Here is a 12,872-nt window from a genome sequence, read left to right as displayed (position 1 = left end):
AAACTTCTCGTAACGTTCGATGAACCGAATTGTTTGTAGAGCAGTTGCCAGGGCACGAGTCTAGGCTCTCGAGTTAAGGATATGTCTACCAGAGACCTGCACCGCGCCATTCACGCAGTGGCCGATGGGAATGCAGTGCTCACCCCCCCGCATCACAGCAGAGCTCATCAACCGCGACAGAGCCTATGCCCGACATAAGATCAGTGACCCGCTGTCCAAGCAACAGCTGGACAAGTTGACCCCAAGGGAGTACGAGATAGCCGGACTCATCGCTCAAGGTCTCTCTAACCAGGAAATAGCCCAGCGCCTCACTCTCGAAACTACCTCCGTCCGGCGCTACGTAAGCCGCATACTCGACAAGACCGGTCTGCGAGATCGTACGCAAATTGTCATCACATGGTTTCAGGCCGGAATGTCTGACTGATGATCCCTGATCAGTTGTTCCGGGCATTGCGAGGAGAAGAGCAGAAAGAACAATAGATTCCAAAGTGACGTTTTCGTTGATCTGATAAAGCTGGAGCTAAGGACTAAAGCCCAGAATTTCAGTTTGGACGAACTTTTATTGAACCTTTGTCGAACCATCATTACACATTATGATTCTTGCTGTATTGAGTTCCGGCTATTCGTTTATGGGCGCGATGTGCCGACGGCGATTGTTCGCTTTGGAAACCCCCAGTTCCGTTGAATGCTGCTCTTGTAAGCTGAAGCACAATGGGTGGCCAAGCACTCGACAGAGGAGGTGGACCATGAGAATCCATCTGATGAGGTTGGACCGGCCGGAGGTGGTGGATGCCGAAATGATCTGGGAATATCTGCAGGCCTGCCGTTCTCAGCCTCAGGATGAAGCGGCTGGTCTCGGCCCCCTGGAGGACTGCCACAGCCTGGATGAGGTTCGTCGGTTTGGTCTGCCTGAGGTGGCTCGTCAGGCGCGCGGCGATGATCTGCCGCCGGGGTTTGTGCCAGCTCTGCAGTTCGCCGCCATGGACCCCAGCGGCAAACTGGTGGGGATGATTCAGCTGAGGCTGCAGCTTACGCAGGCGCTTCTGCGAGTGAGCGGCAACATCGGCTATTCAGTTCGTCCGGATTGTCGCCGGCTGGGCTATGCCGGGCTGATGCTGGATGAATGTCTTCGACAAGCTGCCACTCTGGGCATGAGTAGGGTCCTGATTACTTGTTCCCCATCGAATCTGGCCAGCCGCCGGACCATCCTTTCGCGTGGCGGGCAACTGGAGAATGTGCTTTCTAGCAGCTCTGGTCAGCCAGTAGAACGATATTGGATTGATTTGTCTACGAAACGAACAGATCGGTAAACGCAATCTTGGATGCAAAAGCAGCTTTCATGTAATTGCTTCCTGGCTAGGGTCTCTGCAATGATTTTCTCCGGCTATGACGTATATGCGCATCCAGAACGCGAACTTATTTTAAGCTTATTTTGAGCGAATGCCGGTTAGTGTGTATTTTGTTTTTATGCACATTCCGTGCATTATGTACGACGGCAAAGGAACCGCCATGAGACAAACAGCTTTGACGCAGAAACCATCCGATAAGCTGCAAGTCATTGCTGTCAGCTTTTTTGCCCTGGCATTAATTCTCGCCCATGTTATATCGTTTGCCACCGGTTCACAGTTCTGGGGTTTATGCACATACCCAGCAGCTTGGCTAATGATGATTGTCTTCATGATGGTAAGACACTGGCGGCGAAACGGCAAAGGAACCGCCATGAGACAAACAGCTTCGACACAGAAACCATCCGATAAGCCGCAAGACATTGCTGTCAGCTTTTTAGCACTGGCATTTTTTCTCGCTCATGTTATATCGTTTGCCACCGGTTCACAGTTCTGGGCTTTATGCACATACCCAGCAGCTTGGCTGATAATGATCATCTTCTTGGTGATAAGACACTGGCTGCGAAACAGTGAAGGCTAGCAACATTCGAGATAGCCAATACACGAAAAGGGCGAAATAGTGGGTTCCGTCGATAACTTGCAGAGTTTCGCATCATCGCCGTCGCTGTTCGTTCGCGCGGTCTACTGTTGTCGGCGGTCAACCTCCCCACTGGTGAGCATGAGCCTGGGGAACAAGCATCGCACTTTTCTCAATATCCGCTTTTGCTGATACTGGTATGACTTCTCTTACCAAAGTGCCGATTGGAACAAAGTAGATGTACCCGGCCGCCCCTTGGTGGCTCGCTTGATAAATGGGAATATGCTGTTCCAGCTGCAGGTAAACCAGTAGTGGAATCGGCGTTTGTCAGTACGTGCTCTTGGACGCCATAATTTGTGGGACGGTGGCGGTTTTATGTCTGATCCAGCTTGTATTTTATTAGAAAATGTCTGAAATTCTGGGCTCATGGGTGAGGAAAGAATATGGATTAATAAGCTATCGTAGTTGAAGCAGATGGTCTCATGGCAAAGACTGTCGGAGCTAAAAATCACCAGAATATGCTGGGCCGGAATTTGAACTGATTCTTTCCCCTGCCTGCCCAGACTCAGCAAATTGAAATAGTCATGAATAGGCAAGCAACAATAGACGACATAACCCGCGCTTTACCACATCAGTATTGACGCTGAAAGGCTCTGGAATGGGCAACATCGAAGTAAGCGTATCGAACCTTACTGTTCGAATAAAGAACAAAACAATTCTCTCTCATCTTTCATTGGAGGTTGAAGAAGGGTCTTTCCATGGGGTCATCGGGCCAAATGGCGCTGGAAAGACAACCTTGTTCACCGTCTTGGAAGGACTGCAAAAACCGGCTGAGGGAACGGTCTCTGTTCTGGGCAAGACGCCCTATCCACGCAACTTGGCCCTGCTCCGCCAAATAGGCATCCAGCCTCAAAAGTCGTCCTTCTTTCCTAAAACGTCGCTCCTTGAGCACCTTACCGCTGTGGCAGATATCTACCAGGTGCCCCGGTCGCGAGTGGACGATCTTATTGATGCCTTGAAACTGGATCATGTGGCATCCAACAAGGTTGAAACATTGTCCGGCGGCGAACAGCAGAGATTGGCTATCGCCACGGCTGTCGTCCATCATCCTCGCCTGCTCTTTCTGGATGAACCCACTGCTGCCCTCGACCCCGAGTCACGCCACGATCTTGTGAGCCTGCTCAAATCGAATCAGCAATTGGCCGCGACGGTTCTTTATACGACGCACCATCTGGATGAGGCGGAGCGGTTGTGCAGCATGGTCTCGATCTTGGCGGATAAGCATATTCTCGTGACAGCCAGTCCAAGCAAGCTTATTGCGCAAGCAGAGATGGAATCGACCATTCTTCTTCCGAATGCCTTGGACCAGGCCGATCACGTAGCCCATCTCGTGGGGAACGACTATGTAAAGGTCACGCCCGATGGTCTGACAGTACGCACCCGGGATACCGGAGTCACCTTCGCGAAATTGGTTGATTCCGGAATTAATACAAGCCAGGCACAAGTCAAGGATGGACGTCTGGAGGATGTCTACCTTCGCCTTCTCGAAAAGGAGAACGTCAAATGAACAGCTTCAAAACTCTATTCAAGTTGATGTTCCACTACGATATTCGTGACTGGTCCACTTTGGTTTTCACCTTTCTTTTTCCGATAGCCTTGTTATTGGCTCTGGTCCTGTCTTTTAAGAATTTCGTTCCTGGAGTTGATATTGCCAGTCAAATCAGCGCCAATGTAATTGCATTTGGCGCGGCCTATGTGGGTATTTTTGCAGGTGCTTCGCATCTTGCTCTCTGGCGTGAGAATGGCATGCTTCAGACGGTTCGCAATTTTCCGCTATCCTGGAACGTGATTATCCTCTCCCAGGCTGTTGTGGGTATCGTCGTCCTCCTGGCGCAGGCTGTAGTGCTTGTCATCTTGGGAATGATCATGGGAATGAGGCTGAAACCGACATTTGTGTCGGGATTGCTTCCCCTGGTCCTTGGCTATCTTTTGTTCTTCTTCCTGGGTGTCATTATCGCCATGATAATTTACTCCATCGCAGGGGTATCCATCCTTGCGAACATCATTATTCTGCCCCTGGGCTTCATTGGCGGAGCCATGATGCCTGTCAATATGCTGCCGTCCTGGGTGCAGACCATCGCCCCGTATACGCCCCTATATCACATGAGGGAGGCCTTATCGATGATGCTGATCGGATCGGGCACCTGGCCTCATGCTTGGCTCGGGATCCTATACCTGACCGTGGGCTGCATTACCTTAGGGCTTGTTTCCATATACGGTTTTCGCTGGAAATGATACTTCTGATGGCTATACACCTTTTACTGCCATTGCGAGGAATTTCTCGGTTTCCTGAATGGTAGTTGCGGGCTCGGCTGAGGTTAATTCGCGCGAAAGCCATTCTTCTTGCCTTTGGCCGCCTTGGGTATAACTTGGGTAGGTATAAGAAGGGTCCAGGGCATCCACTGATCTGCCAGTGTGAAAGAGACCGATAGATTCCTCGTGTCTTAGCGCGTCTGTGGGGTTCTTCTGAGACAATGGCATGTATGGTCTGGCTGATTGTCCTGGTATGGGTGCTGGTAGTGGTGGCATTCGTTGTATTTGTCATGCGCTTGGCGCTTGGCGAGTCCCAGGACCGTGCCTTCTCCCAGTCTCTCGATGAGCGTGTGCGCCGGGCTGCACGCCGTCAGCAGGAACGAGAAAATAAGCTGCCGCGGATAGCAGGCGGGCATCTGTCGTTCTCTCCTGGCTCGGGCGAGGATGTATCAACAGCTGAAGATGGCGAACATCCCTATCCGGTCTATGTCAATTCCTCCTCCGTGGTGGAGGTTCGGGGTCTGCTGGCCTCCGATTCCACAGATGAGATCAATCTGCCTCCGCCGCCAAACAGTGATTCCACATCGTCGGTCAGCCCGAGACAAAAGAAGAATGCCGTGCCGTCGGTTTCTGCGACCTCTGGGCCTCCAGCTCCTAGGAGCTCCTCTGTACGGTCATCCAGCCCTGAGCCTTCGCGTCCGCAGCGAAGGGAGCCTCAGACCACCACCTCTGACGTCATGCCTGCAGTCAAGAGCGGTTCGCAGACGGGGAAGAGCCATCCAAGCGGAAAGTGACCGCTGGCGATGACCGTCCGTGTCCCTTTTTGCCTTTAGGCTGGTATCTATGACAACACATCTGCTCCTTATTCTTATCGCGGTGTTGATCGTCCTGGTGCTGGCGGTGGTCGGCATTCTGGCGGTCCACAAACGCCGGTCCCAGGGGGATTCCGCACGCCCCGGCAGGGCGCAAGAGCCTGATAATGGCCACCCTTCTTCATCCCCGGAATCGGCGACGGCTGCAGCAGAGGGTCAAGCTGAAGGCCAACCTGGTGCCTCCCCAACAGCTTCATCAGGTGATCAAGCTGTCCAATCTGCCTCTCCCGTATCGAGCGTCTCGCATAATCCAGACGTTTCTACGGATTCAGAGGCATCCAGTCAGTCTTCCTCGGTCGACCAGAGAGCACCGTCGGCACAGGAGGAGATGGCTCACCCGGAGGCATCCGCATCCCGTATGACCAGGCTCAAGGCCAGGCTGGCCAAGAGCCCCAACCCCTTCGGCAAGGCCCTCTTTGCCATTCTGACCAAGGATCATCTGAGCGAGTCCGACTGGGAGGATGTGGAAGACACCCTGCTCATGGCGGATGTGGGCGCTGAGGCCAGCGAACAGTTGGTGAAACAGTTGCGTGACGATGCCCGGATCACCGGGCAGAAGGATCCAGCAGCAGTGCGGCGTGGCCTTCGTCAACGCCTGATCGATCTGGTCGACCCCAACATGGACCGAACTCTGGCGGCTGCCCGACCTCAGGCCAACAGGCCGTCGGTCATCATCATGGTGGGCGTCAACGGCACCGGTAAGACCACCACGGCGGGCAAGCTGGCCAGACTCTTCGTGGCCGATGGCAAGTCGGTGGTCATGGGTGCCGCTGACACCTTCCGTGCCGCCGCCGCTGACCAGCTGGAGACCTGGGGCGGCAAGGTGGGCGTGCCTGTGGTCCGCAGCGACCGCGACGGTGCCGACCCGGCCTCGGTGGCCTTCGAAGCCGCGGAGCGGGCCAAAAACGATCATGCAGATGTCCTCATCGTGGACACAGCCGGACGTCTGCAGAACAAGGCCAACCTGATGGATCAGCTGGGCAAAATTCGGCGGGTGATCGAGAAGAACCTGCCTGTGGACGAGGTTCTGCTGGTCCTGGATGCCACCACCGGACAGAATGGGATGATCCAGGCCCAGGTCTTCGCCCAGGCCATCGGTGTCACAGGCATTGTCCTGACCAAGCTGGACGGCTCGGCCAAGGGCGGCATCGTCGTTTCTGTCCAGCGAGAGCTGGGCGTGCCCGTCAAGCTGGTTGGGTTGGGCGAGGGGCCCGACGATCTGGCTGTTTTCGACCCCGAGTCTTTTGTCGACGGCATTCTGGGAGACGAGTAGTCTGGCGAGTCGGTCGGTCAGTCGGTCATAAGGTGGTCATCCAATAGTCACTCGGAGGTAATGCGGCGGTGACCTGACCGTCATCCTCTTCATGTTTGATGAATCGGGAAGTGGAAGAGAATCTGACGTAGGCTGTCCGGAGGGTAGTCCTCTTTATTGGGGACTGCCTGCTCGGATGGGGAAAAGAGAGGTGTAGGCATGGATTCTGGAAATGCTGCCTGGATGCTGATAGCGGCATCCTTGGTTTTCCTGATGACTCCAGCGGTGGCTTTCTTCTATGGGGGTATGGTCCGAGCCAAGGCTGTACTCAACATGATGATGATGTCCACGCTGGCCATTGCCGTGACCGGGATTATTTGGACTCTCTGGGGATGGTCGATTTCCTTCGCAGGCAAGGATATTGGCGGTGTCTTCGGTGATCCCATCACCGGATTCCTGCTCAAGGACACGGTCACAGCCAAGGACGGGGTCTTCACCTCGATTGATTCCGCAAACGCTGCTTACCCGCATACGGTCGACATCGCCTTCCAGGCCGCCTTCGCCATGATTTGCGTGGCCCTGATCTCGGGAGCCCTGGCAGAGCGAGTCAAGATCAGCACCTGGATGATTTTCGTGGCCCTCTGGGTCACCTTGGATTACGCGCCCATGGCCCACATGGTCTGGAATCATGGCCTGCTGGCAGCCGATGGACCTATTTCCAACGCCATCGGAGCTCAAGCGCACGATTTCGCAGGCGGTACGGTCATTCACATCAACGCTGCAGTGGCAGCCTTGGTCATTGTGCTCATCATCGGCAGGCGAATTGGCTTCCCCAAGGAGTCCATACGCCCCCACAATGTGCCCATGGTCATGCTGGGCGCCTTCCTGCTCTGGTTCGGCTGGTTCGGTTTCAATGCCGGTTCCGCCTTCGCCGCCAACGGCACGGCTGGATATGCCTGGGTTTCCACGACCATAGCCGCCAGCGGGGCCACCCTGGGCTGGCTCTTTACTGAACGGGTCCGCACCGGGCATTACACCGCCATGGGTGCAGCATCCGGGATGGTCGCCGGACTGGTGGCCATCACTCCAGCGGCCGACGTGGTTTCTCCGCTCTGGGCCATGGTCATCGGCCTCTTGGCTGGTTTCGTCTGCTGCCTGGCCTGCGGACTCAAGTTCCGTTTCGCCTATGACGACTCCTTGGATGTGGTGGGCATCCACGGCGTGGGTGGTTTCTTGGGCACTCTGCTGATAGGCTTCTTTGGTACCGGTACGGGCTTCCTGGCCGGTGGCAATTTCCGGCAGCTGCTGGTCCAGTTCCTAGTGGCGCTGATTGCGATCATCTACGCAGCTGCAGTAACCGGTGTGATCGCCTTTGCACTGGAGAAGACCATCGGTTGGCGAGTTAGCAAGGATCAGGAGGTCATCGGCGTCGATCAGAGCGATCAGGGTGAGAGCGCCTACGACTTCGGGTCCATCCTGAACTGACCAGAAAGGAAGGCAGCATGAAACTCATTACCGCCATCATTCAGCCCGGGCGGCTGGATCAGGTTAAACAGGCCCTGACCGAGGTCGGCGTGCATGGCATGACCGTCTCGTCAGCCCAGGGCTATGGTCGGCAGGGCGGCCATAAGGAGGTCTACCGGGGTAGCACTGTCAAGGTTGACCTGGTTCCCAAGGTGCGCCTGGAGGTGCTGACCGAGGATCAACGGGTCGACGAGCTGGTCGACACCATCGTCCAGGCCGCCGCCACCAACACCGTGGGCGACGGCAAGGTCTGGGTGCAGACCTTGGACTCGGTGGTCAGGGTCCGTACCGGGGAGACCGGCGTAGACGCCATCTGAGGCAGCCACCTGCTGCCGCCTGTATGGTCGTCTTCCTGCTGACCAGTTTCGCAGGATTCCCTCGCTGTGGCCAATTTCATGGTCCGGCGGTCGGGGTCCTGCTTTTTCTATGGCTCTTCAGGCTTGGCCGGCCTGGTCGATTGTCCCCATCCAGACATCGGTGCGCGTTCTCAAGCCATTGCAGATGGCTCTGACGCCGATGAAGAGGACATTGAGAACGGCCCAGAGCATGGCTATCCGCCAGGTGGGTGTCCAGCTCATGGCCAGAGCCGTCATGCCCAGAAGACCGATCACGTAGATCACAGCCGTCAGGGAGCAGGTGGCTGCCAAGTAGCGATAATCCCCGGCCCCGATCAGGATTCCGTCCAGGGCCCACATCCATCCGGCGACAGGCATGAAGACACCCTGGACGATCATGCCCACGGTAATCAGCGATCGGATGGCCGGCGTAGGACTGAACAGGGGGGCAGCGAAGAGGCCCAGGGCGATCATGACCAGTCCGACCAGCACTCCCATGGCCATACCGGCCTTGGCTGATAGATCGGTCATGATCCGTGCCCGCGGCCGCTGGCCGGCGCCCAATTCGGTGGCTACCAGTGACTGACCGGCGATGCCCACGGCGTCCAGCATGTTCAGACCGAAGTTCCAGGCCGAGTTGACCCCCTGGTAGGCAGCCAGCACCTGTTCGCCCAGGTGGGCCGCCGCCACCACGGTCATGAAGAGGCAAATTCGCAGGGCCAAGGTCCGCAGGAAGAGCGGGAAGCCGTCGCCCATGCTGGCAGCCATGCCTGAGAGCCGGGGCCGTAGCTGGGCGCCTTCCCGGCGGGCCCAGACCAGGGCGGGAATGGTCAGGAAGAGTCCCATGGCCCACTCGGCGATCAGCGTTGCCAGGCCCGAGCCCAGAATGTCCATGTGCAGGCCGAAGACCAGAAGGACCTCCAGGGCGGTGTTGAGGATGGCGCCCGACACGGCGGCTACCAAGGTGATTTTTACCTTTTGCAATCCGCGGAAGATGCCGTTGGCTGCATACACCATAAGCATGGCCGGAAGGCCGAAGACCAGGGCATTCAGGTAGGTCTGCGCTGCCTGCAGGACCGGCCCGCGGGCTCCCATCAGGCTGCAGATGGGCCGGCTCAGAGCCAGGAGCAGGGCGCAGACGACCAGGCCGATGGCGAAGGCCAGCCACATACCGTCCACGCCGGCCTGCATCCCCTCCCTGCGGCGGCCTGCACCCATGAGTCGGGCCACCTGGGAGGTGGTTCCGTAGGCCAGGAAGATGCAGAGCCCCACGGTGGTCAGCACCACAGTGGATCCGACGGAGAGCCCGGCCAGGGCCGAGTCGCTGATGTGGCCCACGATGGCGGTGTCGATCATGACGAAGAGCGGGGAGGCGATCAGCTGACCGAAGGTGGGTATGGCCAGTCCGGCGATGGTCCGGTAGGTCGCCCGCCGTTCTTCCGGCGTGATTGATCCGGTCTTGGTTTCGGGGATGTTCCTGTGGCTTCGCATGGACGCCATGCTAATGCTCTGGACTGAAGACACAACCCCGGAAAGCCAGTCCGTGGACGTCCTGCCGGTGCATGCCGTATCACCAAACAGGCCCGAGTGCAAGCTGGTTTGGTGATGTGGAAGACTGTCCCCAAGTTTTGCACAGAGTTATACCCATGAGGTGGATAAGTTGCACACATGTCCTCTAGGACACGCCTTGAATGTGGATAACTTATTTTTCTGTACACATACAGGAGAGGCCGCTACCGTCCAGTACGGTCGGCGCGCCCTGGTGAATGCCTTGGGTGAAATCCTCCTCTTAAAGCTGTCAAGGACGGTCCTCTTCGTAGAATCGTGGCTATGGCTTCCGACGACTATACCGACTACACCCATCCCGAACAGCGTCCAACCGATCATGCCCAGACCGGCCGCGACATGCTCTTCGACCGGGTGCCCCCGCATGACGACGATGCGGAGATGGCCGTGCTGGGCGGCATGCTCATGAGCAAGGATGCCATCGGCGAGGTCAGCCAGATGATCGATGTATCCGACTTCTACCAGCCCAAGCACCAGACCATCTACGAGGCCATCGTCACCCTCTTCTCGGCCTCCCAGCCGGTGGATGCGGTCCTGGTGGCCAACGAGCTGCTCAAGTCCGGCGACCTGGAGAAGGTGGGGGGCACCGACTATCTGCACTCCCTGGTGGCCTCGGTTCCTACAGCCGCCAACGCCACCTACTATGCGGAGATCGTCCACCAGCGGGCCATCCTGCGCAATGTGATTGCGGCCGGCACCAAGATCGCACAGCTGGGATACTCGGCCGAGGGCTCCCAGGCCGAGGACATAGTCAACCTGGCCCAGGCCGAGGTCTACGAGATGAGCGTGGGCAGGATCCGCCAGGATTACGAGGCCATTGGGCCGGTCGTCCATGACACCCTGGACCAGTTGGACAAGCTGCAGAACGGCAGCTTGGAGCGGGGCGTGCCCACAGGCTTCAAGAGCATCGACGACATGACCCAGGGCCTGCAGCCCGGGCAGATGATTGTGGTGGCCGGCCGTCCCGCCATGGGCAAGTCCACCCTGGGCATCGACTTTGCCCGAGCCGCAGCCCTCCACAACAACATGACCACGGTGGTCTTCTCCCTGGAGATGAGCAAGACCGAGCTGGCCCAGCGCATCATCTCGGCTGAGACTAATATTCCTCTGGTGGCTCTGCGCCGGGCGGATGACATCACCCCCGAGTACTGGAACACCCTGAACACCTTCTGGAGCAGACTCCAGGATGCCCCGCTCTTCCTGGACGATTCACCCAACATGAGCCTGATGGAGATTAGGGCCAAGTGCCGCCGGCTCAAGCAGACCAACGACCTGAAGCTGGTGGTCATCGACTACCTGCAGCTGATGACCTCCGGCAAGCGGGTCGAATCCCGCCAGCAGGAGGTCTCCGACTTCTCGCGCGCCCTGAAGCTGCTGGCCAAGGAGCTGGAGGTCCCGGTGGTGGCGCTGAGCCAGCTCAACCGTGGCCCCGAGATGCGCAACGATAAGAAGCCCATGCTCTCCGACCTGCGCGAGTCCGGTTCCATCGAGCAGGATGCTGACGTAGTCTTTCTGGTCCACCGGCCGGACTTCTACGACAAGGATGACCGCCCGGGGGAGGCCGACATCATCCTGGCCAAGCACCGCAACGGTCCCACCCGAACCTTCAAGCTGGCCTTCGTAGGCGAGAAGTCCAGGTTCCAGGACATGCCCCAGGACTACCAGCAGGGAGGGGTCTGATCATGAGGTCCACGACTTCCAAGGCGCAGCCTGCCGATCAGCCTGGTCGTCCCCGTCGGCCTTGGCGTTCGCTCCTGGCCCTTCTGGTCGGCAAGGCGGTGCGTCTCGTTTCACGTCTGTCCCATCATGGCGGTTCGGCCCTGCCTGGCAAGGTGGTGGAGCGGATCGACCCGGGCTTCCTGGCCAGGACCCTGTCGGGGCTGCCCCGTGGTGTGGTTCTGGTCTCAGGAACCAACGGCAAGACCACCACCACCCGGATGGTGGCCTCCATGCTGGAATCCCTGGGCCTCAAGGTCTTCACCAATCCGACCGGGTCCAACTTCACCCGCGGCGTGGTCTCGGCCCTGGTCTCTACACTGGGGCTCTCCGGCCGCCTGCATGCCGATATTGCCGTCCTGGAGCTGGACGAGGCCTATGCGGTTCACTTTGTGCGACAGGTCAAGCCCCGCTACGCCCTCCTGCTCAATGTCATGCGTGATCAGCTGGACCGGTTTGGTGAAATCGATACTACAGCCCGATTGCTGGGTCAGGTGGCCCAGGCCACCACGGGCACGGTGGTCCTCAACCGTGAGGATCCGCGCATTGTTAGACTGGCCGCCCAGACGCCGGCCCAGACCGGTGTGGTCTACTTCGGCCTATCAGACGATCTGCTTACCTATTTCCCAACCGATGACGACATGCATGCCTCGGACCGAGATGCTGATGGCGCCGGTGTGGGTAGTGCTCCTCGCCCGGTCCGCCCCGGTCATCGGTTGCCAGCCGAGGTGACCCTGGAACGGGTCATGGACCACAGGGCCGCCTTCCGACTGGACGGTCGGCTCCTGGAGACCGATCTGCGTCTGGAGGGTGTCTATAACCTCTACAATGCGGCCGCTGCCCTGGCACTGGTCAGGGTTGTTCTGGAGGACAGGGAACCCAAGGATGCAGCGCTCATGGATGCCCTGTCCAAGGTGACCCCCGCCTTCGGCCGCGGGGAGGTCATCACCTACCAGGGCGCGCCGGTTGAGCTGGTCCTGGTCAAGAACCCCATGGGCTTCCGACTGGCCCTGTCCTCCTTCAACCCTGCCGGCCAGGACACCATGATTGCCATCCGCGACGAGTATGCGGACGGGCGTGATATGAGCTGGCTCTGGGATGTGGACTTCACCTCGCTCAGGGATACCGGCGTGGCCATGGTCTCCGGCACCCGGGCCTATGACATGGCCCTGCGTCTGGCCTATGACCAGGTGCCCACGGATGCGATCGAGACCGACCTGGAACGGGCGCTGACAGCCTTCCTTGAGCTGCACCCAGGGCGACCCAAGCGGATCTACTGCACTTACACGTCAATGCTTCGGCTCCGGTCTGCCCTCGGCAGGATCACGAGCGTGGACGATGCCGGGGTGGGCGCATGAGCGAGCGAACCAA

Annotated in this window: 12 protein-coding genes; 11 read left to right on the top strand and 1 reads right to left on the bottom strand. The window is 58.1% G+C overall.

Annotation, left to right across the window (positions count from 1 at the left end; genetic code table 11):
• Positions 1–124 precede the first annotated feature (124 nt).
• From ACNAOV_RS08460 to ACNAOV_RS08420, 9 genes are all read left to right on the top strand, one after another.
• The gene (locus ACNAOV_RS08460; RefSeq protein ID WP_416517340.1) at positions 125–424 is read left to right on the top strand and encodes a response regulator transcription factor; all 300 of its coding nucleotides are present in this window, start codon (positions 125–127) and stop codon (positions 422–424) included.
• 322 nt (positions 425–746) lie between these two features.
• On the top strand, positions 747–1,310 hold the full coding sequence (locus ACNAOV_RS08455) for a GNAT family N-acetyltransferase (protein ID WP_416517339.1): 564 nt from the start codon (positions 747–749) through the stop codon (positions 1,308–1,310).
• Between the two features lie 199 nt (positions 1,311–1,509).
• The gene (locus ACNAOV_RS08450; RefSeq protein ID WP_416517338.1) at positions 1,510–1,926 is read left to right on the top strand and encodes a hypothetical protein; all 417 of its coding nucleotides are present in this window, start codon (positions 1,510–1,512) and stop codon (positions 1,924–1,926) included.
• Positions 1,927–2,581: 655 nt separating this feature from the next.
• Positions 2,582–3,490, top strand: a complete 909-nt coding sequence (locus tag ACNAOV_RS08445; protein ID WP_416517337.1) for an ABC transporter ATP-binding protein — start codon at positions 2,582–2,584, stop codon at positions 3,488–3,490.
• Positions 3,487–4,218: an ABC transporter permease gene (locus ACNAOV_RS08440; protein WP_416517336.1), complete on the top strand. Its 732-nt coding sequence runs from the start codon at positions 3,487–3,489 to the stop codon at positions 4,216–4,218. The genes ACNAOV_RS08445 and ACNAOV_RS08440 overlap by 4 nt, the downstream gene beginning before the upstream one ends.
• 248 nt (positions 4,219–4,466) lie before the next feature.
• Positions 4,467–5,030 (top strand): hypothetical protein, encoded by a 564-nt coding sequence (locus tag ACNAOV_RS08435; RefSeq protein WP_416517335.1) that lies wholly within the window; start codon positions 4,467–4,469, stop codon positions 5,028–5,030.
• A 49-nt stretch (positions 5,031–5,079) separates the two neighbouring features.
• Positions 5,080–6,381 (top strand): signal recognition particle-docking protein FtsY, encoded by a 1,302-nt coding sequence (gene ftsY / locus ACNAOV_RS08430; protein WP_416517334.1) that lies wholly within the window; start codon positions 5,080–5,082, stop codon positions 6,379–6,381.
• Between the two features lie 198 nt (positions 6,382–6,579).
• Positions 6,580–7,845 (top strand): ammonium transporter, encoded by a 1,266-nt coding sequence (locus ACNAOV_RS08425; RefSeq protein ID WP_416517333.1) that lies wholly within the window; start codon positions 6,580–6,582, stop codon positions 7,843–7,845.
• A 17-nt stretch (positions 7,846–7,862) separates the two neighbouring features.
• Positions 7,863–8,201, top strand: coding sequence for a P-II family nitrogen regulator (locus ACNAOV_RS08420; RefSeq protein WP_416517332.1), 339 nt, complete (start codon positions 7,863–7,865; stop codon positions 8,199–8,201).
• 117 nt (positions 8,202–8,318) lie between these two features.
• Here the strand turns inward: ACNAOV_RS08420 and ACNAOV_RS08415 are convergent, their stop codons facing one another.
• Positions 8,319–9,710, bottom strand: coding sequence for an MATE family efflux transporter (locus ACNAOV_RS08415; RefSeq protein ID WP_416517331.1), 1,392 nt, complete (start codon positions 9,708–9,710; stop codon positions 8,319–8,321).
• A 414-nt stretch (positions 9,711–10,124) separates the two neighbouring features.
• Here ACNAOV_RS08415 and dnaB point away from each other — a divergent pair, with 414 nt between their 5' ends.
• Both dnaB and ACNAOV_RS08405 read left to right on the top strand, forming a co-directional pair.
• On the top strand, positions 10,125–11,465 hold the full coding sequence (gene dnaB, locus ACNAOV_RS08410; protein WP_416518194.1) for a replicative DNA helicase: 1,341 nt from the start codon (positions 10,125–10,127) through the stop codon (positions 11,463–11,465).
• A complete protein-coding gene (locus ACNAOV_RS08405) occupies positions 11,465–12,859 on the top strand; it encodes a MurT ligase domain-containing protein (protein WP_416518193.1) in 1,395 nt (464 codons plus the stop codon). The genes dnaB and ACNAOV_RS08405 overlap by 1 nt, the downstream gene beginning before the upstream one ends.
• Positions 12,860–12,872: the final 13 nt, after the last annotated feature.

This window comes from Bifidobacterium asteroides (genome assembly GCF_048001765.1).
Taxonomy (GTDB): Bacteria; Actinomycetota; Actinomycetes; order Actinomycetales; family Bifidobacteriaceae; genus Bombiscardovia; species Bombiscardovia asteroides_K.
Note: the sequence above shows the minus strand (reverse complement) of the source record. Positions and strands in the feature narration are given on the sequence as shown.

What these genes read in the sequence shown, in the direction of transcription:
- ACNAOV_RS08445 (WP_416517337.1), top strand. Translation starts at nt 2,582, where the DNA reads ATGGGCAACATCGAAGTAAGCGTATCGAACCTTACTGTTCGAATAAAG.
- ACNAOV_RS08460 (WP_416517340.1), top strand. Translation starts at nt 125, where the DNA reads ATGGGAATGCAGTGCTCACCCCCCCGCATCACAGCAGAGCTCATCAAC.
- ACNAOV_RS08440 (WP_416517336.1), top strand. Translation starts at nt 3,487, where the DNA reads ATGAACAGCTTCAAAACTCTATTCAAGTTGATGTTCCACTACGATATT.
- ACNAOV_RS08425 (WP_416517333.1), top strand. Translation starts at nt 6,580, where the DNA reads ATGGATTCTGGAAATGCTGCCTGGATGCTGATAGCGGCATCCTTGGTT.
- ACNAOV_RS08420 (WP_416517332.1), top strand. Translation starts at nt 7,863, where the DNA reads ATGAAACTCATTACCGCCATCATTCAGCCCGGGCGGCTGGATCAGGTT.
- ACNAOV_RS08450 (WP_416517338.1), top strand. Translation starts at nt 1,510, where the DNA reads ATGAGACAAACAGCTTTGACGCAGAAACCATCCGATAAGCTGCAAGTC.
- ACNAOV_RS08455 (WP_416517339.1), top strand. Translation starts at nt 747, where the DNA reads ATGAGAATCCATCTGATGAGGTTGGACCGGCCGGAGGTGGTGGATGCC.
- ACNAOV_RS08435 (WP_416517335.1), top strand. Translation starts at nt 4,467, where the DNA reads ATGGTCTGGCTGATTGTCCTGGTATGGGTGCTGGTAGTGGTGGCATTC.
- dnaB (WP_416518194.1), top strand. Translation starts at nt 10,125, where the DNA reads ATGCTCTTCGACCGGGTGCCCCCGCATGACGACGATGCGGAGATGGCC.
- ACNAOV_RS08415 (WP_416517331.1), bottom strand. Translation starts at nt 9,710, where the DNA reads ATGCGAAGCCACAGGAACATCCCCGAAACCAAGACCGGATCAATCACG.
- ftsY (WP_416517334.1), top strand. Translation starts at nt 5,080, where the DNA reads ATGACAACACATCTGCTCCTTATTCTTATCGCGGTGTTGATCGTCCTG.